Source organism: Agarivorans sp. (assembly GCF_050295395.1).
Lineage (GTDB): Bacteria > Pseudomonadota > Gammaproteobacteria > Enterobacterales > Celerinatantimonadaceae > Agarivorans.
In genome coordinates, this window is record NZ_JBNKPP010000283.1 from 35,491 (window position 1) to 58,840 (window position 23,350).

Annotated in this window: 23 protein-coding genes; 13 read left to right on the plus strand and 10 right to left on the minus strand. The window is 46.3% G+C overall.

The window, feature by feature from the left end:
- Positions 1-62: 62 nt before the first annotated feature.
- Positions 63-2,411 (minus strand): DNA polymerase II, encoded by a 2,349-nt coding sequence (locus ACQY6Q_RS16890; RefSeq protein ID WP_427983266.1) that lies wholly within the window; start codon positions 2,409-2,411, stop codon positions 63-65.
- 187 nt (positions 2,412-2,598) lie between these two features.
- On the opposite strand from ACQY6Q_RS16890, the gene ACQY6Q_RS16895 reads away from it, so the two are divergent.
- Positions 2,599-3,216: a sugar O-acetyltransferase gene (locus ACQY6Q_RS16895; protein ID WP_427983267.1), complete on the plus strand. Its 618-nt coding sequence runs from the start codon at positions 2,599-2,601 to the stop codon at positions 3,214-3,216.
- A 30-nt stretch (positions 3,217-3,246) separates the two neighbouring features.
- Here the strand turns inward: ACQY6Q_RS16895 and ACQY6Q_RS16900 are convergent, their stop codons facing one another.
- Together ACQY6Q_RS16900 and pgi are read right to left on the minus strand one after the other, a co-directional pair.
- Positions 3,247-4,062 (minus strand): PEP-CTERM sorting domain-containing protein, encoded by an 816-nt coding sequence (locus ACQY6Q_RS16900; RefSeq protein ID WP_427983268.1) that lies wholly within the window; start codon positions 4,060-4,062, stop codon positions 3,247-3,249.
- A gap of 228 nt (positions 4,063-4,290) precedes the next feature.
- Positions 4,291-5,943 (minus strand): glucose-6-phosphate isomerase, encoded by a 1,653-nt coding sequence (pgi, locus tag ACQY6Q_RS16905; RefSeq protein WP_427983270.1) that lies wholly within the window; start codon positions 5,941-5,943, stop codon positions 4,291-4,293.
- Between the two features lie 292 nt (positions 5,944-6,235).
- Here pgi and ACQY6Q_RS16910 point away from each other — a divergent pair, with 292 nt between their 5' ends.
- From ACQY6Q_RS16910 to ACQY6Q_RS16945, 8 genes are all read left to right on the plus strand, one after another.
- Positions 6,236-7,381, plus strand: a complete 1,146-nt coding sequence (locus ACQY6Q_RS16910; RefSeq protein ID WP_427983272.1) for a diguanylate cyclase — start codon at positions 6,236-6,238, stop codon at positions 7,379-7,381.
- A gap of 8 nt (positions 7,382-7,389) precedes the next feature.
- Positions 7,390-7,659 (plus strand): YihD family protein, encoded by a 270-nt coding sequence (locus ACQY6Q_RS16915; RefSeq protein ID WP_427983303.1) that lies wholly within the window; start codon positions 7,390-7,392, stop codon positions 7,657-7,659.
- A gap of 75 nt (positions 7,660-7,734) precedes the next feature.
- Positions 7,735-9,144, plus strand: coding sequence for a cytochrome c oxidase accessory protein CcoG (ccoG, locus tag ACQY6Q_RS16920; RefSeq protein WP_427983273.1), 1,410 nt, complete (start codon positions 7,735-7,737; stop codon positions 9,142-9,144).
- An 18-nt stretch (positions 9,145-9,162) separates the two neighbouring features.
- The gene (locus tag ACQY6Q_RS16925) at positions 9,163-9,549 is read left to right on the plus strand and encodes an MAPEG family protein (protein ID WP_427983304.1); all 387 of its coding nucleotides are present in this window, start codon (positions 9,163-9,165) and stop codon (positions 9,547-9,549) included.
- 100 nt (positions 9,550-9,649) lie between these two features.
- Positions 9,650-10,621, plus strand: a complete 972-nt coding sequence (locus ACQY6Q_RS16930) for a serine/threonine protein kinase (RefSeq protein WP_427983275.1) — start codon at positions 9,650-9,652, stop codon at positions 10,619-10,621.
- Position 10,622: 1 nt separating this feature from the next.
- Positions 10,623-11,093, plus strand: coding sequence for a CYTH domain-containing protein (locus ACQY6Q_RS16935; RefSeq protein ID WP_427983276.1), 471 nt, complete (start codon positions 10,623-10,625; stop codon positions 11,091-11,093).
- A 113-nt stretch (positions 11,094-11,206) separates the two neighbouring features.
- Entirely contained in the window at positions 11,207-12,862 is a 1,656-nt protein-coding gene (locus ACQY6Q_RS16940; protein ID WP_427983278.1) for an AMP-binding protein, read from the plus strand.
- 100 nt (positions 12,863-12,962) lie between these two features.
- The gene (locus ACQY6Q_RS16945) at positions 12,963-13,568 is read left to right on the plus strand and encodes a thiol:disulfide interchange protein DsbA/DsbL (protein WP_427983279.1); all 606 of its coding nucleotides are present in this window, start codon (positions 12,963-12,965) and stop codon (positions 13,566-13,568) included.
- A gap of 44 nt (positions 13,569-13,612) precedes the next feature.
- On the opposite strand, the gene ACQY6Q_RS16950 is transcribed toward ACQY6Q_RS16945, so the two are convergent.
- Together ACQY6Q_RS16950 and ACQY6Q_RS16955 are read right to left on the minus strand one after the other, a co-directional pair.
- Entirely contained in the window at positions 13,613-14,467 is an 855-nt protein-coding gene (locus tag ACQY6Q_RS16950; protein ID WP_427983281.1) for a substrate-binding periplasmic protein, read from the minus strand.
- Between the two features lie 78 nt (positions 14,468-14,545).
- Positions 14,546-15,445, minus strand: a complete 900-nt coding sequence (locus ACQY6Q_RS16955; protein ID WP_427983282.1) for an acyltransferase — start codon at positions 15,443-15,445, stop codon at positions 14,546-14,548.
- A 168-nt stretch (positions 15,446-15,613) separates the two neighbouring features.
- On the opposite strand from ACQY6Q_RS16955, the gene ACQY6Q_RS16960 reads away from it, so the two are divergent.
- Together ACQY6Q_RS16960 and ACQY6Q_RS16965 are read left to right on the plus strand one after the other, a co-directional pair.
- Positions 15,614-16,045, plus strand: coding sequence for an HIT domain-containing protein (locus ACQY6Q_RS16960; protein WP_055733441.1), 432 nt, complete (start codon positions 15,614-15,616; stop codon positions 16,043-16,045).
- A 34-nt stretch (positions 16,046-16,079) separates the two neighbouring features.
- The gene (locus ACQY6Q_RS16965) at positions 16,080-16,331 is read left to right on the plus strand and encodes a hypothetical protein (protein WP_427983283.1); all 252 of its coding nucleotides are present in this window, start codon (positions 16,080-16,082) and stop codon (positions 16,329-16,331) included.
- A 51-nt stretch (positions 16,332-16,382) separates the two neighbouring features.
- Here ACQY6Q_RS16965 and trmH read toward each other — a convergent pair whose 3' ends face one another.
- The 4 genes from trmH to gmk all read right to left on the minus strand — a co-directional run bounded on the left by trmH (position 16,383) and on the right by gmk (position 20,309).
- Positions 16,383-17,096 (minus strand): tRNA (guanosine(18)-2'-O)-methyltransferase TrmH, encoded by a 714-nt coding sequence (gene trmH / locus ACQY6Q_RS16970; RefSeq protein WP_427983284.1) that lies wholly within the window; start codon positions 17,094-17,096, stop codon positions 16,383-16,385.
- A gap of 15 nt (positions 17,097-17,111) precedes the next feature.
- Positions 17,112-19,223, minus strand: coding sequence for a bifunctional GTP diphosphokinase/guanosine-3',5'-bis pyrophosphate 3'-pyrophosphohydrolase (gene spoT, locus ACQY6Q_RS16975; protein WP_427983285.1), 2,112 nt, complete (start codon positions 19,221-19,223; stop codon positions 17,112-17,114).
- 110 nt (positions 19,224-19,333) lie between these two features.
- Entirely contained in the window at positions 19,334-19,609 is a 276-nt protein-coding gene (gene rpoZ / locus ACQY6Q_RS16980; protein ID WP_016400213.1) for a DNA-directed RNA polymerase subunit omega, read from the minus strand.
- Positions 19,610-19,682: 73 nt separating this feature from the next.
- Positions 19,683-20,309: a guanylate kinase gene (gene gmk / locus ACQY6Q_RS16985; RefSeq protein WP_427983286.1), complete on the minus strand. Its 627-nt coding sequence runs from the start codon at positions 20,307-20,309 to the stop codon at positions 19,683-19,685.
- A 251-nt stretch (positions 20,310-20,560) separates the two neighbouring features.
- Here gmk and ppk2 point away from each other — a divergent pair, with 251 nt between their 5' ends.
- Together ppk2 and ung are read left to right on the plus strand one after the other, a co-directional pair.
- Positions 20,561-21,340: a polyphosphate kinase 2 gene (ppk2, locus tag ACQY6Q_RS16990; protein WP_427983288.1), complete on the plus strand. Its 780-nt coding sequence runs from the start codon at positions 20,561-20,563 to the stop codon at positions 21,338-21,340.
- A 55-nt stretch (positions 21,341-21,395) separates the two neighbouring features.
- A complete protein-coding gene (ung, locus tag ACQY6Q_RS16995) occupies positions 21,396-22,055 on the plus strand; it encodes a uracil-DNA glycosylase (protein WP_427983289.1) in 660 nt (219 codons plus the stop codon).
- Here ung and ACQY6Q_RS17000 read toward each other — a convergent pair.
- Entirely contained in the window at positions 22,052-23,347 is a 1,296-nt protein-coding gene (locus ACQY6Q_RS17000; protein WP_427983290.1) for a GGDEF domain-containing protein, read from the minus strand. The two genes, ung and ACQY6Q_RS17000, sit on opposite strands and share 4 nt — an antisense overlap.
- Positions 23,348-23,350 lie beyond the last annotated feature (3 nt).

The following is a 23,350-nucleotide window of genomic DNA, read 5'->3' on the forward strand; positions in this document are numbered from 1 at the left end:
GGTTTTTGTGCTGAAACCGCCATATAAATAGCCATGGCTTGAGCAAAATTTAACTTTCTTGCTTAAAACAATCCGAGTTGGGCTGAGCTGATTTGTTCGAAGTCTAAATTCACAAAAGGCAGAATGGCATCGGCAATGGGGCGCAGTTGTTTATCTAAATAATGTTGATAATCGATGTGGCTATGTTGGTAGGCAAGCGGTTCTGGACCATTTAAGGTGATTAGGTAGTCAATCGTGCCTTTGTTCTGGTACTGCAGAGTTTTACCTAGTGCTTGGTTTTGCTGGTCGGCCAATCGCGCGGCCTTCACTTGCGGTGGCACATTTTTTACGTAGTCGGCTAGATTGCGTCGTAAGCGTTTACGGTAAACCAGTTGTGAGTCGTACTCTCCCTCTAATAACTTAGCAATGGTTTCCAGCACAAAGGCGCGTGGATTTTGGTCGCTAAAGACCCGCTCTAATAAGCCGGTTTGAAAGCGTTTGGCTAATTCGGTCCAATCTGAGCGCACCGTTTCTAAGCCTTTAATTATCAGTTTGTTGTGGGAATCCAAACCGGCATAGCGCTTTTTACTACCGGTTTCCGAGCCGCGAATAGTGGGCATTAAGAAGCGTGAAAAATGGGTTTCAAACTCAATTTCTAAGTAACTCTCTAGTTGCATTTCAGTCGCCAGCTTCTCTCGCCAATATCGATTAATACCAGCGGCCAGCTGTTGGCCTATTTGTTGTGCTTGGTCAGCGCTAAGTTGTTGGTTAAGCCAAACAAAGGTGGAGTCGGTATCACCATAAATAACCTCGTGGCCCTGTTGGCGGATCCATTCTGCTGTTTGTTGCATTAGCTGGTGGCCGCGCATGGTGATAGAACTGGCAAGGCGTGGATCGTGAAAGCGACAACCGGTGGAGCCCAATACCCCATAAAAGCTGTTCATTAAGATCTTTATCGCCTGAGAACGCGCCTTGTCGTGGTTGGCCTTGGCTTGATCGCGTTGCTGCCAGAGCTGTTCAATAATGTCGGGTAGAAAGTGTTTGTTGCGGCTAAATTTTCCTCCACGAAAGCCTTCAATGGCTTGTTCTGGCTCTGCCAAGCCTTCCACCAATCCGAGCGGGTCCACTTTAAAGGTGCGAATGATCGAAGGGTAAAGGCTTTTAAAATCTAGCACCAATACGTTGTGATATAAGCCTGGCTTGGAACTCATCACGTAACCGCCAGGGCTATCGGCAATAAAATCTCTGCTTAGGTTAGGCGCTATGTAACCGGCGCGGTGCAACTTGGGTAAATAGACATTGGTAAAGGCGGCCACCGAGCCGCCGCTTCTATCTAGCATCAGTCCGGTAAGTTGGCTGCGTAAACACAGGTAGTCGAGAATTTGCGTATGCTGGAAAATATCCAGCACCAATTGACAGTCTTCAAGATTATAGGCGGCTAACTGTGGCTTATCATGGTTAAAGTTGTGAGTGATTTCAGCCATTCTATCGCTTACTTCATCGACTAACTTGCCGCGTTGTAAAAGCTGCTGGGCCACATGCTCTAGGCTAAAACTGTCAAATTGGTAGGTCGCGGATTTTAGCGCATCTATTCCATCAACCACCACCCGCCCTGGAAGACTGACAAAGCCGTTTTGCGGGTTATCACTACGTTCCCGCCAGCGTAGCTGACTTTGTTCCCGCCCCAGTAGAAGCTTAATACCATGTAAAGCGGCGCGTTTGGCGAGTAGCCGAAAATCGAAATTGATCACATTCCAACCAATTATGATGTCCGGATCGAGTTTTGCAAATTCTTGTTCTAGCAGCTTGAGCAGGGCGTATTCATTGCTTACCCAGCTAATTGGGGTGCTGGCAGCTTGCTCTTGGCCTATCATCAATACCCGTTGGTAGTCTTTTGTAGCTAAACCAATCGAATACAGTTGGCCTTGCTCACTACACTCGATGTCTAAGGACAAGACCGACAATGAGGGGGCGTACTGACAGGCTTTAATTTTTACCTGTTGCAGGCAAGGAAAATGGCTGTGCGGTTTAAGTTGGCCCTGGTAAGAGAGACTGCCGTAACAAAAGCGCTCGGTGAGAAAGCGCTCATGTAGCTTTATATCGTGTTCAAAGCAGCTAAAACCGCTTTGTTGTAAGCGTTTAGCGGCTTGTTGGTGTTGCTCTATAGTGGTGAAGTAAAGCGCGCTTACGGCTTGCTGCTGAAAGGTTTTTAAAGGCAAGTCTTGATAGCGAACGGGTGGCTTAGTTAGCGCTTGCAGTGCTGCGGGTAGCTCACTACTCAGCACAAAAAACAGCGGTTGCTGGTCACTGATGTCTAAACGTAACGGACCTTGTTCACTGGCTAAGTAGAGTTGGATATGTGCTCGCCCCTGCCGATCATAGCTGGTGGCGTTAAGCAAAAAACCTTGGCCCTGTTGCAAGTGCTGAATCACATATTGCTCTCTTTACCGATGAGTGGCTGGAAACTTAGCACAAAGCGAGCGTTTAGCGCTATTGCGCTGTGCTTTGATTTACTTTGTTTACTTCTGGGTTTGTGATTTGTGGTTTATGCCAGCTAGCAGCTAGATCGCCGGCAAATTTCGCGGCACAGTGCTGAAAACGCATGACTAAGAGAAACAAATGAGCGAGCATTTTGAACGAATGATGGCCGGCTTAAGTTTTAATCGCTGGGATCACGATTTATCTGAGCGGCGACTGCGAACGCGGCAAATTACCCATCGCTTTAATCAAACCCTACCCGAGCAGTTTAGTGAGCGAGAACAGTTAGCCAAAGAGTTGTTTGCTGAAGTGGGCAACAACATTGAAATTTGTCCACCACTCACCGTGGATTATGGCGATACCGTGTTTATTGGCGACGATGTCTTCATTAATACCAACTTTACCTTGGTTAACTCAGGCAAAATCAGCATTGGCCATCGGGTGATGATTGCCCCCAATGTGAGTTTGTTTTCGATTAATCATGCCCTAGACCCTGAGCTGCGCAAAACCTATCTCAATGCTCAGGGAGAGCGTGAGGTGATTGATTACCCCGCCCCCATTACCATTGGTGATGATGTCTGGATTGGCGGACATGCGGTGGTATTAGCGGGTGTCACTATAGGTGCTGGTTCGGTGGTGGCAGCTGGAGCGATTGTTAGTAAAGACGTGCCTCCAGGGGTATTGGTGGCGGGTAACCCTGCCAAGGTGATTCGTGCGATTAAGCCTGGTGAAACGGTGCGCCAAGCGCGCCATGAGTAAGCAGCAGGCCTAAGCCTGCTGTATATTGGTTTAGGCCTTGAACCGGCCTTGCTTTTTACGTCGGCGTAGGCCCAAGCCCACTAAACCTGCGGCCAATAACCAAGCGCTGGCTGGCTCGGGAATGCTACTAGGTAGGCTAGTGGGTCTAAAATCAACTAGGTAGAGCATGTCATCGTAGTCATCGTCACCTAAAATACCCGGGTTTTGATAGCCGTAGGGAAGGTCTTCCCAACCAATTAAAAAGGCATTGGTAAATTGGTAATCCACCACTTGATTATCGATATCGAGGAAGGTGTTTTGACCGTTTAATTCCGGCATGGCAAAGGTCATCATATGATCCCAACCGTCATTGAGCTGGTTTTCCGAATAGAAGGTGGTGTGGTTGTAGGGGCCGCCCTGTTCTAAATACCAAGCAAATTCACCGACGATATCGAAGGCCGCGCCTTTGAAGGGATTCGCCGCCGAACCATCACCAGTAAAACCAAACTGTGGATCGGAGGGCAATAATACTTGTTTGTTCTGCCCTTGGCCCAAGTCGGTGTACACGCCTAAGGTATTGTAATTGCCCGCGGTTAAACCAATTAAGGCAATGTTATGTTGGCCTTGACCAACAAAAACTTGGTCTTCTGCCACAAAACGTGCGTCTAAATCGGCATTGCTGGTATAGCTGGTTCCTAGCAATAAGTTGGCTGCGTCAAATAGGTCTGGCACGCCATCATTATGATCGTTGGCGGTAGGAATGCCATTGGGCTGCCCATTGTAAATGTCGTTTAGCACATTATCGCTAAATGGTGTTGCCTGAACACCAAAGTGCAGCAGTGCTAAGCTGCATAAGATTTTTTTCATCACTTTCCCTGCTGATGGTTTGATTTATTTTTTATTAGTTTGTTAGCGCGCTGACAATAACGCGAGATCTCTCACAGTTCCAGTTTTACTTGTTTAAATTGTGAGCAGGAACTTATTGTAATATCAGTGTTATTTAGCTTGGCTAAGCGGCGAATAGTTTGGCTGGACGTTTAACTGTAAAAAAGCTGGCCTAGGCCAGCTTTTTGCAAATTAAGCGAAGTGTAGTACTTAGCTCCAGGCTTTAAAGGTATTGATTAAGCCATTGGTTGAGCTGTCGTGGCTGCTCACTGCATTTTTATCTTTAAGTTCAGGCAAGATTTGGTTAGCCAGTTGTTTACCTAGTTCTACGCCCCATTGATCGAAGCTGAAGATGTTCCAGATAATGCCTTGTACAAAGATTTTGTGTTCGTACATGGCTACCATGGCACCCAAGCTGTAAGGGGTGATTTTCTTCACTAAGATAGAGTTGGTAGGTTTGTTACCAGTGAACACTTTAAACGGTGCTAGTTTGGCAATTTCGTCAGCCGACTTACCCGCTGCCACTAATTCAGCTTCTACTGTTTCACGAGACTTACCAAAGGCTAAGGCTTCGGTTTGTGCGAAGAAGTTAGACATTAATTTAGCGTGATGATCTGATAAAGGATTGTGGCTATTAGCTGGCGCAATGAAGTCACAAGGGATCAGCTTAGTGCCTTGGTGAATTAATTGGTAGAAGGCGTGTTGGCCGTTAGTGCCTGGTTCGCCCCAAATAATTGGGCCTGTTTGATAATTCACAGGGTTGCCGTTACGGTCAACGTTTTTACCGTTAGATTCCATGTCACCTTGTTGGAAGTAAGCCGCAAAACGGTGCATGTATTGGTCGTAAGGTAAAATTGAAACGCTTTCTGCGCCGTAGAAGTTGTTGTACCAAATACCTAGCAAGGCAAGAATAACCGGTAGGTTTTGTTCTAGCTCTGCGCTGGCAAAGTGTTGGTCCATGGCGTGAGCGCCATCGAGTAACTCGATGAAGTTGTCGTAGCCAACCGTTAGTGCAATCGATAAGCCAATCGCTGACCAAGAAGAGTAACGACCGCCTACCCAATCCCAGAATTCAAACATGTTCTCGGTATCAATACCAAACTCAGCTACGGCGCTACCATTGGTAGATAGAGCCGCAAAGTGCTTAGCTACGTGAGCTTGATCGCCAGCAGCGGCTAGGAACCAATCACGGGCACTGTGCGCGTTAGTCATGGTTTCTTGGGTAGTGAAGGTTTTAGACGCCACCAAGAAAAGAGTGGTTTCTGGGTCTACTTGCTTCAAGGTTTCGGCAATGTGAGTACCGTCTACGTTCGATACGAAGTAGGTGTTAATGTGCTCTACTTTGTAAGCGCCTAGGGCTTCGGTAATCATTACCGGACCAAGATCTGAACCACCAATACCAATGTTTACAATGCTTTCAATTGCTTTACCGGTGTAGCCTTTCCATTCACCAGAATGGATTTTCTCGCAGAAGCCTTGCATTTTTTCTAGCACGGCGTTTACCGCTGGCATCACGTCTTCGCCGTCGACCATTACTGGAGTATTGCTGCGATTACGTAAAGCAGTATGCAGTACCGAGCGGCCTTCTGTTTGGTTGATTTTCTCACCAGAGAACATGGCTTTGATGGCGTTGTCTAGCTTGGTTTCTTTGGCTAGTGCAAGCAAATGCTGCATGGTTTCTTCAGTGATCAGGTTTTTCGAGTAATCCAGTAAGATTTGCTCGTTAAACTCAACAGAGAAACGATTGAAACGGTCAGCGTCAGCGGCGAATAGCTCGCTAAGTTGAACCTCTTTTTGTGCTTCGAAATGTGCTTGTAGTGCTTTCCAAGCCTGAGTAGTTGTTGGGTTGATATTGTCCAGCATAGACCTTGTTCCTTAGATACTTTACCTAAATGACCGAGTGGCAAGTTTATTGACCAACACTTGCGGTGTAGCACTTTACCCTTTCTGGGAAAATGGACGCAAGCAATCAGATCAATAATGTGCCAAAGCTTGCGACTTATTTTAGCTAAAATTGTCTAGTTTGTTACGAATCAGCTTTTGTTTGTGGATTTTTAGCCTTAAAAGTGCCGTTTTTTTTGCTGGGCGAGTACTTGGGCTTATTGCTACAATGCACAAAATTTATTCGTCATCGTTTCTCTAAGGTTTTATATTTTTGTCAAATTTGCAGCGACAAGTGAATGCTGAAAATGCCCGTTATTTAGTCAATAATGGCCGTTTAGTTGCATTAATGAGCGCTGCTTTTAGTGTGATTTGGTGGTGTTTATTTAGCCCTAGTGACCAGTTTAGTGGCCATGCTTTTTGGTTGGCTAGCATGTTGGCCCTATCACTGCTGTTTTATCTCTATACCCGCCGCTATAGTCAAAGACAAACGGGTGAATTGCCAGTGGGTTTATTAAACGGCTATTTCTCGCTTACCTCGGCCTGTGGCGTGCTGTGGGCAGTGGGAATACTACTGTTTATGCCACAACTGGCCGAAGCCCAGCGTTTATTATTAATGTTATTGGTGGGCGCCTTATTATCGTTGGTGGTGGTGCCCAATCTACTCAGTATTCGCAGTTTTAATGGCTTCGCCTTGCCAATGTTGGTGGCTTTGCTGGTGAATATGCTGGGGCGAGATAGTAATGAGTGGGCTGCTTATTTGGTGCTGTTATTAAGTTGCGCCCTGCTCAATGTGGTATTGCGCCGCGCCGAAACCTTGGTAAAAAGCAATTTCTCTGAAGGGGTGCGGAATCGTGCCCGCGCCATCGAGCTGGCCGATAGCCATGCTTCGATGCGTCAACAAAGCGAACGCGATGGGCTCACTGGCTTATACAATCGCGCCATGTTTGAGCGTCATTTGCAGCAGCACTGGCGTTTATCTAGCCGTGCCAATACCGTCTTAAGCCTGTTGTTGATCGATGTTGATTTCTTCAAACCCTATAATGACCATTACGGCCATCTCGCCGGTGATCAATGCTTAAGCCTAGTGGCGAGTTTGTTTAATCAGGCTTTGCAGCGAGAAGATGACATGGTTGCCCGCTATGGTGGAGAGGAGTTTGTGATTGTTTTGCCCAATACTGATACCAAAGGGGCATTGCAAGTAGCTACAAGAATTAGAACACTATTGGCTAAGGCAAAGCTGCGGCATGAGTACTCTGCCGCAGCCAGTTATGTTACCGTGAGCATAGGCATTTGTTGCCTGATCCCCAGCGCTCAACAAAGTAGCAAAGAGATCGTAGACAAGGCCGATAAGGCCCTATATAGAGCCAAGCAGTTGGGTAGAAACCAAGCTGTAGTGGCCGCCCGTGGAGAAGTATAAAAATGAGTATGCAACTGCATCGTATTGAAGAGCTAATTGAATTGCTCACCCCGGTTTGGAAACAGCAGCCGGAACTGAATCTTGTTGAAATAATCGCTCAAATTGCCGACCAAGCTGGCTTTGCTAAGCCGATGAGCGAACTCACCGACGATGTACTTATTTATCAACTAAAGATGCTAAGTATTGGTAAAGACGAGATGATTCCTGGCATTGCCAAAGATTGTGAGGATGACTTTAAAAGCGCTTTATTAAAAGCCCGTGGTATCAAAGTAGATTAGCCAAAGTGGCCATTAAGTTGACCCTAATGCTAAAGGGCTTCGTATATCGAAGCCTCCCCTCTAAAGGACTGAGAGATGAGTGATCGTATTCCTGTAAAAGACCTGAGCCCAAAACCAAGAGCCGCAAAAAAGCGTGCCCCGGTCGATCGTTATAACCCCCAAGAACAGATTTATGTGCGTGAGCAAAAAGGGTTTTTCCAACGCTTGCGTAAGTACATGGGCTGGTTGTTTATTGCCGCCTTTGTGATTGTGCCTTTTATTCCCTACGGAGAGCGTCAGGCTATTCTGTTGGATATTGCGGCGCGTCAATACCACTTCTTTGGTTTAACCCTGTGGCCGCAAGATCTATTGCTGCTGGCGTGGTTCTTTATTATTGCCGCTTTTGCGCTGTTTTTTGTGACGACCTTTTTGGGTCGAGTATGGTGTGGTTACCTGTGTCCACAAACCGTATGGACCTTTATTTTCATTTGGTTTGAAGAAAAAATTGAAGGTAGTGCCAATAAGCGTAAGAAGTTAGACAAGGCTCCCTGGAACTTCAATAAAATTTGGCGAAAAACCGCTAAGCACGCGGCGTGGTTAGCGGTATCGGTATTTACAGCCTTGTCTTTTGCCGCCTATTTTGTACCCGTAAAACAGTTGTGGTGGGACTTCTTCACACTTAACGCCAGTGGTGCGGTGAATTTCTCGGTGATTTTCTTCACCGTGGCTACCTACGCTAATGCGGGTTGGATGCGTACCATCGTGTGTACTCACATGTGTCCCTATGCGCGTTTCCAATCGGCTATGTTTGATAAAGATACCTTTATCGTGGGTTACGATAGCCAACGTGGTGAAAGCCGCGGGCCGCGTAAGCGTAATGTCGACCATAAAGCCATGGGCCTAGGTGACTGTGTTGACTGTGATTTATGTGTACAGGTTTGTCCGGCGGGTATCGATATTCGTGATGGGCTGCAATACGAGTGTATTAACTGTGGCGCCTGTATCGATGCTTGTGACCAAACCATGGAGCGAATGAATTACCCCAAAGGCCTGATTCGCTATACCACCGAACATAATTTGGCGGGGCAAAAAACCGATGTGCTGCGGCCTAAGTTAATTGGTTATGGAGTGGTATTAAGTATTATGTTGGTGGCCTTTGTGTTCACCTTACTGAATGTGAAGCCAATGCAACTGGACGTGATACGCGATCGCGCTTCGTTATATACCGAAACCACTGAAGGCTTAGTTGAAAATACGTATACCTTGAAGGTGATTAATAAGTCGTCTGAGGCGCGCCAATTTAGCCTAAGCGTGCGGGGGTTAGAAGAGGTGGAATGGATAGGCCAGCAAGAGGTTACCGTGAATGCCGGTGAAGTCTATAGCTTGCCTATTTCCCTAGCCAGTGACCCTTATCTGTTGCCTAGCTCCGTTACTGATATCGAGTTTGTATTGCAAGCCGGTGAGCAACAAATTAGCCAGGCTAGTCGCTTTATTAGTGGAGACTAAGCGCTGAAAACGCTACTGCTGTGTTTAGCTTTGTTGCTGTTACTACCTAACCTGTTGGCGGCTTTGGGCTCTTATACCCGTAAGCGTCAATTAGGGCGGATTGATAACCATGACCCTCGGCAACAAGTACTGCAGTTAGATAGCCGTGGGCAGCGTCTTTACGCTGCCCAGCAAAATGCTTGGGAAGCGCTGCTACTGTTCAGTGGCTCTGTGCTACTGGCCCACTTAGCGGGGCTTGATTTAGCCTCGCTGAAGAATGCCAGTATTGTGTTTATCGCCAGCAGATTACTCCACCCGCTGGCCTATGTTTATGGTTGGGCAAGTCTACGTTCTGCGCTAATGCTGGTGGCGTGGTTATGCTGTATTTATATCGTTGCTTGTGGTTTCTTGGCGTTACCAGCCTAACTCCGATTTAACTTTTGTGGCTATTGCTGTGGCGCGGCTGGCGAGTACCTTGGCTTTACTGCTACACTGCGCCGATAATCTGTTGTGAAGCGGCCAAATCATGAGCGCCTTTCTATTTGCCAATTTAAATCCCGATATCATTCTTGATGCCATTGAATCTCAAGGCATTTTTCCCAGTAGTGGTTTATTGGCCTTAAACTCTTATGAGAATCGGGTATACCAATTTCAAGCCGATGATGGGCTGCGCTATGTGGTGAAGTTTTATCGCCCGGAGCGTTGGACTAATCAGCAAATAGAAGAAGAACACCTGTTTAGCTTGTCTATGGCCGAGGTGGATGTGCCAGTGGTGGCACCTTTAGTGATTCAGGGCCAAAGCTTGTTTGAGTATCAAGGCTGGCGCTTTGCCATTTTCCCTAGTGTGGGTGGGCGTAGTTTTGAGGTGGATAACCTCGATCAACTGGAACGGGTGGGTCAGTACCTTGGCAGAATGCATCAAAAGGTGGGCAGCAAACTGTTTCAGCATCGCTTGTCGATTAATACCGAAGAAATGCTCGATCAGCCCTTAATCCTATTGCGAGATTGGTTGCCTGAGGGTTTGGCTGTGCCCTTTTTTACCGTGGCCGAGCAAGTCGCCGAGGCCGCTAAGGCAGCGTATCAACCCCACTCTATTATTCGCTTACATGGTGATTGTCACCCCAGCAATATTTTATGGCGCGATGGCCCGATGCTGGTGGACCTCGACGACGCGCGTAATGGTCCGGCGGTGCAGGATCTATGGATGATGCTGGCTGGCGATGACAATGAGCGCCGCTTGCAGTTGGAAGTCTTGTTGGAAGGCTACGAGGCCTTTTGTGAGTTTGATAGCCGAGAACTCGTGTTAATTGAACCCTTGCGTGCGATGCGCATGATTCATTACATGGGCTGGTTAGCACGACGCTGGCAAGATGCTGCGTTTCAGCGTGCTTTTCCTTGGTTTAATTCGCAGCGTTATTGGGAAGAGCAAATTTTAGCCTTGAAAGAGCAGCTGGCCGCCTTGCAGCAAGCTCCGCTTTCTTTGACTCCGGGATATTAAAATGAGCCTTGAAATCGAGCGAAAATTTTTAGTGAAAAGTGATGCCTTTAAACAGCAGGCGGTGGAGCAAACCCGCATCGTACAAGGCTATTTAAATAGCGATAAACGACGCACAGTACGAGTGCGGATCCGTGGCCAACAGGGTTTTCTTACCATTAAAGGCCAGAGCAGTGAGTCGGGTTTAAGCCGCTATGAGTGGGAGAAGCCGATTAGCCTCAGTGAAGCCGAGCAGTTGTTGGCGCTGTGCGAACCCGGCGCGATAGATAAAGTGCGTTACTTAGTGCCGGTGGGCCAACATATGTTTGAAGTGGATGTATTTGCCGGCGCTAACCAAGGTTTGATAGTGGCCGAGGTGGAGTTGCAAAGTGAGCAGGAAGCTTTTACCAAACCTGCTTGGTTGGGCGAAGAAGTGACGGGCCAAAACTGCTATTACAACTCGATGTTGAGTCAACATCCTTACACTAATTGGTGATAAACAGCGGCTTCGTTCACAAAGCCTTCGCTTAGTATCAATTTGCACTGGCATCCTGCCGTAAGCCATATAGGATTGATCTAAAAGGTGAATAATTTGTAACGAGGTTGTAAATGGCTAATTTTGTCACCCCCGTTAATGCATTAATGCATTGGCAAAAACAGCATCCGCAGCGGGTCTATTTACGCCAGCCTATTGATGGCGTATATCATGAAAAAACCTGGGCAGTGGTGGCGCGCGAAGCCGGGCAAATAGCCCAAGGTATTCGCTCTCTTGGTCTTGAACCGGGCGATAAGGTCGCCATTTTAGCGAAAAATAGTGCCGAGTGGTTTATTGCTGATTTGGCGATCATGATGGCCGGTTGCATCAGCATTCCGATTTATTCCACCGCTAGCGCCGATACGGTGTCTTTCATTCTTAAACACAGCGAAAGCAAGTTATTGTTTGTTGGTAAGTTGGATGAATGGAATAAACAGGCTGCGGGGGTGCCTGTGGGGCTGAAAACCGTAGCCATGCCCTATCCCACCATGCCTTGTCATATTCAATGGAGCGATTGGTTAGCTAAGCAAGCGGTGATCGACAAGCACCATTTATGGCATGAGCAAGACACTATGACCATCATTTACACTTCGGGTAGCACTGGCGACCCTAAAGGTGCCGAAATTAGCTTTGCTGCCTATCGTTATGCCTGTGAGCAATTGATTGAAGTGCTGCAAGCCGGCAGCGAAGACCGAGTTATGTCTTATCTGCCATTAGCCCATATTACCGAGCGCGTTTACATTCAAGGCACCAGTATTTTTAGTGGTCAGTTCAGCGTGTCTTTTGTGGAGTCCTTAGACACCTTTGCCGACAATTTACGCAGTGTTCAGCCTACTCTATTCGTTTCAGTACCACGCTTGTGGGCGCGTTTTCAACAAGGCGTATTTGAAAAACTACCACCGAAGAAACTCAAGTTATTGCTGGCCATTCCTTTGGTTTCTGGCTTGATTAAAGCCAAGATCAAAAAAGCCTTGGGGCTAAGTAAAGCGCGTATCTTGGGCTGTGGCAGTGCGCCGATTGCGCCCTCGTTATTACGCTGGTATCAAAGTATCGGTTTGAATATCTCAGAAGCTTGGGGTATGACCGAAAACTTAGCCTATGGCACGCTTAATTTACCTTTTCGCAGTGACAAAATAGGCACTATTGGTAAGGCTGGCCCCGGCGTAGAAATTAAAATTTCCGAGCAAGGTGAAATACTGGCTAAGGGCCAAGGCATGATGAGCGGCTACTACAAACACCCCGAGTTAAATGAGCAGACCATTGTGGATGGCTGGTTGCATACTGGTGATAAGGGCAGCATAGATGCCGATGGTTATGTAAAAATTATTGGTCGTTTAAAAGAGAGTTTTAAGACCGCCAAAGGCAAATATGTGGCACCTGTGCCTATCGAGCAAAAACTCGCGGAAAACTCCATGGTGGAACAGGTTTGTGTGGTGGGCAGTGCCTTGGCTCAGCCCTGTGCCTTGGTGGTATTAGCCGGTGAAATGAAACAACACTCTCAAACGCAGATAGAGGCTAGCTTGGGTAGAACCTTAGACAAGGTAAATCAGCACTTGGAGAGCCACGCTAAGTTGTCTCATATACTGGTGGTGAAGCAGGATTGGAACGTGGATAACGCCCTGTTAACCCCAACACTTAAAATTAGGCGCAATCAAATAGAACAGCATTATAGTGAGCTAATTCATCAACAATTTACTAGTAAAGTAGCCTTTGAGGCGGGCTCTTGGTAAGGTAAATCAATGTCAACTTAGACAGCAATGATTGACCGAGCGAATGCTTATCATTATGCTCGGTTTTTTAATAAGGTTCACTGTAAGGAAATACCGAGTGATGAAAAAGCTACTGATTGGTTTGATGGCAATGTTAGCTTTGCCAATGGTAATGGCGGCAAACTTCGAAGAAGGTACCCATTACAAAGTAATTAAGCAAACGGCAACCGCCAAACCAGAGGTTCTCGAATTTTTCTCTTACTACTGTCCACATTGTTTTAAGTTTGAGCCTCTAGCTAAACAAATTAAACAATCTTTACCTGCTGGCGTAGCCTTTAAAAAGAGCCATGTTAGCTTCATCGGCGGAAAAATGGGTGAAGAAATGGTTCGTGCTTATGCTGTGGCAGATATGCTAGGCGTGGATGACGAAGTTAGCGCAGCGATTTTCGATTCTATTCATAAGAAACGCCAACACTTCGCTAGCCGTGATGATATTCGCAAAGTGTTTGTGGCTCATGGCGTAGAAGCCAGTAAATTTGATAGTGCGGCTGAAAGCTTTGTAGTGAATGGCATGGTCGCGCAAATGGAGAAAAACACCATTAACTACCAAATTCGCGGTGTACCAGCCTTGGTGGTGAATGGTAAATATCTTGTAATTACCAACTCGGTGAAATCAGAAGAAGAGCTAAACGAGTTGGTATTGTACTTGGTTAACCTGCAAGGCTAGAACTTCAGACCTAGTGTAGTAAAAGCAGTCTTCGGACTGCTTTTTTATTGGTCTAAGTCGACCCGATATTGCTGCTCATAGCGATTTAGAATAGTTTCTATTATGCCATTTTGTTGTAGTTGGTCTAAGCCTTGATGCAAACTTAACAAGCTGGTTAAGGTGGTGTTTTTATTACAGGCTATGGCTCGCTTAGTGCTGTAAAAAGGCTGACCTTTGGGGTTTATGTTGAGTGAATAGTGCTGAAAAATATAAGCAGCAGATAATACATCGCTAGCCCAGGCTTGAATTCGTTTGCGTTGCAGTTTTTTAGCACTGTTTAGATTGGTTTTTGCTAAATCGACCTTGTAACCAGAACTTTCTAAATACTCTGCTACACCGCTACCTAAGTAGCTGCCAATGGTCAGTTGTTTAAGTTGTGCTAGGTCTTGGTCACTTTGCGGCCGCTGATACAGAGCGTAGCGACTAGTATACAAGGGGCTAACCCAGACAAAATCGGTTTCTCTTGCCGGTGTACGCTCAATACCGAAAACGCAGTTATTGGGGAGCTGGGCGCTTAATAGGTAGGCCCGTTTTAGCGGTAGCAGTTGTACCTTAATGGCAAGGTTCCTTTGTTGCTGCTGTAGTTGCTTAAAAATGTCTATGTGCAAACCGGTGAGGTCTTCGTCTCCGTGGGTTACAAAGGGGGGCTCAATGAAGAAGTTCATGACCAATTTAGCGGTGCTTGCTTGAGTAGAGGCGATGAGCAACAGCAGAGCAAGTAAAAGCTTTAGGGGCTTCCCTTGCGCTGTTGAGCAGAATGTTTGCGCTAAGTGGTGGCAAACACCCTGCTTACGCTTAGCTGGCTGAGGCTGTTTGAACTGAGCCTGATAGCAGGCTAAGCAAGCTTGCCAAGAGTTCATCCACAAGATGCTTCTCCTTATTTTATTGCTCTTTAAAAATAGCAGTAAAATGGCGCTTTATATGGTTTAAGTGCTGACTTAGTCTTTATTCAGCACTGTTTTTAGATATTGATCTTTGGCTTGCCAAGTTTGATCTAACCAAAGTTTGAAATGACGCTTGAAGTGTTTGTCTTGTAAATAGTCTCCGCGAAGCTGTTGGTCGATTGGAATGGTGTCAATTTTAACCACCACTTTATCTAGTTTTCCTGAGAGCAAAGCCTTAAACGGAGTGAGGCCTGGATTGGTATTGGGATAGGCCAGAGTCACATTGATGATTTGGTCGAACTGCTCGCCTAATACCGATAAGGTGTAAGCTATACCCAAAGCCTTTGGCGGGAGTAGGTATTGATAAGAAGAACGCGACTGCTGCTGTTTTTGTTGATTAAAACGGGTGCCTTCCACAAAGTTAATCACGGTGGTGGGCATGTTTTTAAATTTCTCACACGAGCGCTTAGTTGACTCCAGATCTTTGCCGCGTTTTTCCGGATGTTTTAGTAAATATTGGCGTGAATAGCGGCGCATGAAGGGCATATCTAGTGCCCAGCAGGCCAAGCCGACGAAAGGTACATACAATAATTGTTGTTTTAAAAAGAATTTTGGCATGGGAATACGTGAGCCAAACAGCATGCATAACAATACGATGTCGGCCCAGCTTTGATGATTACATATCAACAAATACCAGTGCTGTTTACTGAGCTGGCTATTGTCTTCAATGACAAATTCAGTCTTGTTCACTAGTTTGAAAATGGCTCTGTTTACTTCGCTCCAGCACCACATTAAAAAATTGGTTAAGCGGCTAAGTTGCGGATAAAGCTGCTTCGGCACAAGCAACTTAAATACACCACAAATGGCCACTAAGGTGCCAATTATGGCGGTATTAATAATGGCTAAACTTGCGGAAATAACCATCAGTAAAGGAGCGGGGAAAAAACGTAACATAGTGATACAAGTAACTCTTCAAGCAGCCTGACGCTGGTAGTTATTGAGATTTCAATCAGCTTAAATTATGGTTGGCGCCATTCTAGCACTTTTTTTGATAAGCGAAACGCTGACCTCTTGAGCATGCTTGGCATATTATGGTGATACAGGGGTATTTAGGAATAGACAATGAACCAATTTAGTTTGCACCCGCAGTTACAAAAAGACGGAATATGGGCGGGAGATTTTGAGCTGTCGCGAGTGCTATTAATCAACGATAGCCAGTTTCCTTGGTGGGTATTGGTGCCGATGCAAGATGGCATTAGCGACATTTATCAACTTGATAATTGCCAACAAGCGCAATTTTGGCGAGAATCGAAGCGCCTTAGCGAAGCCTTAATGGATATTTATCAGGGCGATAAACTGAATCTGGCGGCTTTGGGGAACATGGTGCCACAACTGCATGTACATCATGTGGTGCGTTATAAAAGCGACCCTCTTTGGCCGCAACCCATATGGGGCAAGTTGCCTGCTAAGCCTTATACTGAAACTCAAAAGCAGCAGCAACTGGCTACGTTACAACAGGCCTTGCAAGGTCAATGGCAAACTCTGGCTGAATAGTTAGCCAGTCTTTTTACTAACATTAGGAACAACTATGGACGGTTTTTGGCGTGGTTTGGTGATCATCATATTGTTGATGTTGCTAATTAGGTGTGATGCCAATAGTTCGCTATACAAGGCCGAAGACAATGGTATTCGCCTCGAAATCCCGCGCTTTTTGGTAACGCCAATTTTATGGATGGATAAGCAAGTGGGCCAGCCTTTTGAGTGGGGTTACAACTCACCTTTTGCCGATGACTACCAATTTAAGCTCTCTGCTACAGAGGAAGAGGCCAGCGAGCAGTAATAACAATAAAGGCCAGCTTTTAGCGTGGCCTTTATTCGTTTTGGGGCTTAATTAATCGTTATCTAATTGGTCCCAAGCTTCTTTATTCATTTGCATTTTGGCCCACCATTCGTCATCGGCGATGATTTGCCCCTGCTCGTCCACCTGTGGTATTGGCAAACCTTTACGTTTACAGGCTTTAGCAAAGATGGGGTGGCCGCCTTCAAAGATGATGCGGTTTTGTTCTTCAGGACTGACTTTACAAGGCCCTTGATACATACCGGCCAATTCACGTTGGCGCTGTGCTTCATAGAGAATTAAGGCACTGGCGACCGAAACATTTAAAGATTGCACCATGCCTACCATGGGAATGATGATGTCTTGGTCGGCTAAGGCAAGCGCCTCATCGGAAATACCATATTTTTCCTGGCCCATTAAAATAGCCGTGGGTTTGGTATAGTCAATTTGGCGAAAATCAACGGCGCTATCTGAAAGATTGGTGGCTAAGATTTGCATGCCACTGTTGCGTAACGCGGCCACCGCATCTTGAATGTTTTCGTGGTTATGTACTTTTACCCAATTTTGGCTGCCTGTGGCCGTGCCGCGACGTAGCTCGTCTTTATAGTTTTCCCATACCGCGTGTACATGATCGACACCCACTGCATCACAGGTACGTACAATGGCCGACAAATTGTGCGGCTTATGCACGTTTTCCATGCAAATGGTTAAATCGGTTTGGCGGGCATCTAACATGGCGCGAATGCGCTGATAGCGTTCAGGAGTCATGGTTTTCTCGTTGTTCTAGTTTCTTAAGCGCACTACCCGCAGTACTTCGGGCATGACGCGTATTTTGCGCATAATATTGGCCAGATGCACACGGCTATGGGTGGTCACCAATAAATCAATGGTGTAGACGCGGCCTTCTTTTTCTTCAGTGACAATATTAACGATGTTAGCACCGGTTGACGCTACCACATTGGTTAAGCTGGCTAATATACCTTGATGGTTCACCATGTCGATGCGCATTTCGGTTTTGTATTCTGCGGTTTCAGCGGCATCTTTAGACCAGTCAACGTTAATATAACGGTCGGGTTCTTTTTGGTAACCACTAATGTTTTTACATGATTCTAAGTGAACCACTAGGCCCTTACCTTGGCTGATATGGGCAATTACTGGGTCGCCTGGAATGGGGCGACAGCAGTTGGCGTAGGTTAATAACAAGCCTTCGGCGCCTTGAATGGCGATTTGTCCTTTACCTTTGGTTTGACCCAGCTCGTCGTTACTCCCGAGCAAGCGGTTGGCCACCACGATACTCATGGCATTGCCTAAGCCAATCTCGGCTAACAGGTCGTTGATGTTTTCAGCTTTTAGGTCTTGTAGTACTTGCTTAAGCACTTCAGGGGCTATGTCGTCTAGCTTCACTCCGCCCAAGGCGTGATTAAGCAGGCGGCGGCCAAGGTTAACTGATTCTTCGCGGCGTTGGTTTTTCAGCAACTGACGGATTTTCCCACGAGCCTTACCGGTTACCACAAAGTTTAACCACGCCGCATTGGGTCGCGCTCCGGGCGCGGTTATTACTTCAACCGTTTGGCCGTTGCTAAGCGCTTTGCTCAAGGGATAGGGGTGGCGATTAACCCTAGCGCCGACACAAGCATGGCCAACGTCGGTATGCACCGCGTAAGCAAAGTCTACCGGAGTGGCTCTGGCGGGGAGTTCAATGATTTTCCCTTCCGGGGTGAATACATAAATTTCATCGGGGAATAAATCGGTTTTAACGTTTTCGATAAACTCGAATGAAGAGCCTGCGCTTTGTTGCAGTTCGAGTAGGCTTTGCATCCAACGTTGCGCCCTAATTTGCGCTGTGGTGCCGGGGTTTTCGCCAGCTTGTTTGTAAGACCAGTGAGCGGCTACCCCTTTGTCGGCCATCTGGTCCATGTGCTCGGTTCTAATTTGCACTTCCACCGGCACGCCATGAGGGCCAACCAGAGAGGTATGCAAGCTTTGGTAACCGTTGGCTTTAGGAATGGCAACATAGTCTTTAAAACGGCCGGGGCGAGGCTTATAAAGGCTGTGGCTAATACCGAGAACTCGATAGCAGGTGTCTAGGCTGTCTACAATGATACGAAAAGCGTAGATATCCATCACTTCATGAAATTGCAGCTCTTTGTTAACCATCTTTTTATAGATGCTGTAGAGGTTTTTCTCGCGTCCGGTAACGGTAGCCTGAATCCCTGCTTCTTCAATACGCCCTTGCAACTCTTGATGAATGCCGTTGATTAATTCTTTGCGATTGCCGCGAGCGTTTTTAACCGACACTTTTAATACGCGATAACGCATCGGATAGAGCGCTTCAAAGCCGAGCTCTTCCAATTCGTTTTTAATGCTATGAATACCCAAACGGTTAGCAATTGGTGCATAAATTTCTAAGGTTTCGCGGGCTATGCGGCGGCGTTTATCGGGACGTAAAGAACCGAGAGTGCGCATGTTGTGGGTGCGGTCGGCTAATTTGATTAGGATGACGCGAATATCTTGCACCATCGCCATCATCATTTTTCGAAAGTTTTCGACCTGGGCTTCTTTTTTGTCACGAAACTTAATTTTATCCAGTTTACTGACACCTTCTACTAAGTCGGCGATTTCAGTGCCAAACTGCTGTTGCAGTTGTTCGTAAGTGACTGGGGTATCTTCAATGGTATCGTGTAGTACAGCAGCGACCAGTGTTTGATGATCGAGTCTTAACTCTCCAAGGATCCGCGCCACTGCCAAAGGATGGGTAATATAGGGTTCACCGCTAGAGCGAAACTGACCTTCATGGGCATCTTTGCCTAGGATATAGGCATCACGCAGTTGAGCGACATGCTCTTCACTTAAGTAACTAGAGGCGACTTCGCGCAAACTTTCGAATAAGTACAAACATTACCTCATCAGCGGAGGGCGCTAAACATAGATATGATTGAATTGAATTATGGGAGTTTTACCGTGCAGAGTAAACCCAGCACGGTAATTTTATAGACGGGGACGAATTAGATGCGCTTATCGGCGATAGCGGCAACGGCTGCCAACTCGGCGGCCTCACGTTCCTGACGTTCTTGGCGGTCTTGAGCATCCATGGTTTCGGTGGTGATCAAGCCTTCTTCAATTTCTCGCAAAGCGATAACGGTAGGTTTATCGTTATCTTCCTCAACTAGAGGGTCTTTACCTTCTACTGCGATCTGACGCGCACGACGTGCGGCGATTAGTACAAGGTCAAAGCGATTGCCGACCTGTTCTACTGCATCTTCTACTGTTACTCGTGCCATGCACAGCTCCGTTGACTAAAAATGACGCAAGATCCTAGCCGATCTCGTGATAATTTGCTAGGACTTAACGATATTATTTCGATAATAGTTCGTCTAACAAATGGCGATGTCGCGCGGCTTGTTGACGGGTTCGTAATCTTTGGCCAGTAATAATGGCGGTCAGCTCGCTCAGGGCTTCGTCAAAATTACTATTAATAATTAAGTAATCGTACTCATTATAATGAGACATTTCACTTTCTGCCTCGTCCATTCGCTTTTTAATTACATCGGGGCTGTCTTGGCCACGCATATGTAAACGGTTTTCTAGCTCTTCACGGCTGGGTGGCAAAATAAATACCGATACTGCCTCGGGCATCATTTGTTTAACTTGACGAGCGCCTTGCCAGTCAATGTCTAAGAACACATCAATACCGTCTGCGAGAGTCTGTTCGATGCTGAGACGAGAGGTACCGTAAAAATTACCGAAAACTTCGGCATACTCAAAAAACGCTTGCTCAGCAATTAGCTGTTTAAATTCATCATGGCTAACAAAATGATAGTGGTTGCCGTCGATTTCACCGGGACGAACCGGCCGAGTGGTATGAGAAATAGACACTTGGGCAGGATAGGCGCGGTGGCGCGAAAGATAAGCATTGATCATGCTTGATTTGCCTGCACCACTAGGAGCGGAAACAATGTATAAAGTGCCAGTAGTTGCCATGTTGAATTCTTAGCGAATGTATAAAGGCGCCTAAGATTACCATTTTATGGTTATTTTTAAAGCCTGACGAAGCTGAAATTGGCCTAGATAAGCAAGATTTTAGGCTATTTACCTATACTCAAATTATCTTATTCTACTAAATGGCCTATTAATGATAAGCCGAATCAACATTAAGCCTTTGTTTTAGAAAAAGTAAGTGGGCGTTGCTTGGCGCCTGAAATTAAGCATCAACAATTATGGTGAGTTAGCTAATGGCGGATAAACTCGATAAAAAAAGCTACGAAAAAAATCTTGAAGAATTGCAAACCGAGCTGGTCAAACTGCAGCAATGGGTGGTGGCCAAAGGGCTTAAGGTGGTGGTGATTTTTGAGGGGCGTGACGCGGCTGGTAAAGGTGGAGTGATTAAACGAATTGCGGAAAAACTGAATCCTCGAGTATGCCGTATTGCTGCACTGCCAGCGCCGAATGAGCGCGAGAAAACTCAATGGTATTTTCAACGTTATGTGGCTCACTTGCCTGCCGCCGGTGAAATCGTGCTTTTTGACCGCTCTTGGTATAACCGCGCCGGTGTTGAAAAGGTGATGGGGTTTTGCACTGAAGAACAACATCAGGATTTTTTACGAGCTTGCCCAGAATTTGAGCGGATGCTGATCCGCTCGGGTACTATATTAATAAAATACTGGTTTTCGGTATCGGATGAAGAGCAAGAGCAGCGTTTTTTAGAACGGATTAATAATCCACTGAAGCGCTGGAAATTTAGCCCTATGGATTTAGAGTCGCGCTCTCGTTGGGCGGCCTATTCTCAAGCCAAAGATGAAATGTTCGCCCATACCGATACCAAGCACTCGCCATGGTGGGTGGTGAATTCAGATGATAAGAAGCGTGCCCGGTTAAACTGTATCAGCCATTTACTGTCACTGATTGACTACCAAGAACTCACTCAAGCAGAAGTGGTGTTGCCGCCGATTGATAAACAAGCATATGTGCGGGTACCGATGCAAGAACAGAGTTTCGTGCCAGAACGCTATTAGCTGACTCAAGTGCTTGGTTATAATAGTTATCTTTTATTATTAACAGGAATCGCATGTGAATCATTGGCAAGCTTTGTTTGAAGTCGAGCAGCAACAGCCTTATTACCAGCAATTACAAGGGCGAATCGCGGCAGAGCGAGCTGCCGGCAAGCATATTTTTCCTCCACAACCGCAAGTGTTTGCTGCCTTTGAAGCTTGCCCTTTAGCGCAAGTGAAGGTGGTGATTCTGGGTCAAGATCCCTATCACGGTGAAGGCCAGGCACATGGTTTAAGTTTCAGTGTTGCTAAGGGCATTAAAATCCCGCCATCCTTGCGTAATATTTATAAGGAACTTGCCAGCGATATCGACGGTTTTATTATTCCCGACCATGGTGATTTAAGCGCTTGGGCCGAGCAGGGGGTATTACTGTTAAACAGCGTGCTCACCGTAGAGCAAGCCAAGGCGCACTCGCATGCTAAGTGGGGCTGGGAAAACTTTACTGATGCGGTGATTAGAGCGATTAGCCAGCACTGCGAAGGCGTGGTCTTTTTATTGTGGGGCGCGCATGCACAAAAGAAAGGGCAGTTGGTGGAATCGAAAAAACATCATCTGCTGAGTTCGGTACACCCCTCGCCTTTGTCGGCCCATCGGGGCTTTTTCGGTTGCCGCCATTTTTCAAAAACCAACCAGTTATTGCAAGCGCAAGGGAAATCAGCCATAAATTGGCAGCTCTAATTTTGCAATTGGCTGCGGTTTCTACCAGCATTCTTCGCCTGATAAAGCGCTAAATCGGCTCGATTAAGTGCAGTAGTAAAGTCTTCACCCTTGGCTATTGAAGTGAGACCAATGCTCATACTGAGTTTAATGTTGTATTGTCGACCTTGATAAGATAGCAAAAAGTCTTGCTGATTAATTAGCTTGCGTAGACGCTCTGCAAAGCTATAGGCATCGGCATCATGGCGTTGTTGAGACAGCAATACAAACTCTTCGCCACCCCAGCGGCCAAATAAGTCTTGGTTTCGAGTGGTGGCGCTGAGTTGACGAGCAAAAAAGCGCAATACTGCATCACCATTGCTATGTCCGTAGTGGTCGTTAATTTGTTTAAAGTGATCGATGTCGAATACAAACAAGTAGTAGTTATCGTTGAGTTCCGGGCGTTCATTGAAAGCCTCAATTAAACCACGACGGTTGAGTACCCCGGTGAGATGGTCGTTGCTGGCGGAGTGTTTTAGTTGGTCAACACTTTGCTCTAAGGTGTTAATCGACTGGGTAAATAGCTGGCGCTGATGCAGAAAATAGCGAAATAACTCTGCGGTAAAGTAAACCAGCCAGACGGCAATAATTATGGCATAAAGGCTTTCGTTGCTGATCCATTTTCCTTCTACCTCTATTTTATTCAAAGTAATGATGTACTCCCCATCCGGAGAGCCTGAAGGTATATCTACGCCAATTTCCTTAATTAGTGAAAAATCCTCTACGAAGTCGTCTCGCGATCGATAGTTGTTATCTAGCCACCACAAGGGAATAGTAAATTGATTCAAACCTGCCGCAGCGGGGTGCTCCCCGAGTTCTTTTTTTTCAAAGTAGGTGAACATGTATTTTGCGTGGGATAAGTCACGGCCATTAGTGCTGGGTGTGCTACGTATAAAAAAACGCAGTTCGCTGTCTGGGCCTTCTAAATTGGCATACAAAATAACTTGCTCATATTCACTAATGTTGATGTTGCGTAATTTCGTGTATTTGTCTGCTGCGGGGGCTTGGTTTGGGTCAAAAAACTTTATGCTTAAGCCACAATACTTGTCTAGTAAATGGCTACTTTGTAGGTCGCAAATAAATTGCTGGTCTGTTTCCCAATAAACGTTGGAATTTCCTCCTTGTCCGTGGTCAGAAAATGCATCCACCAACATATGGTCTTGAGGGTAGAGCTGCAAGCGTTTTACTGGCGCCCAGAAAACAGTAAATAACCCTAATACCGTGGCAATTAAAAGCACGTTTCGCAACCAAGAAAAACGAGGAGATAGTTTCATGCC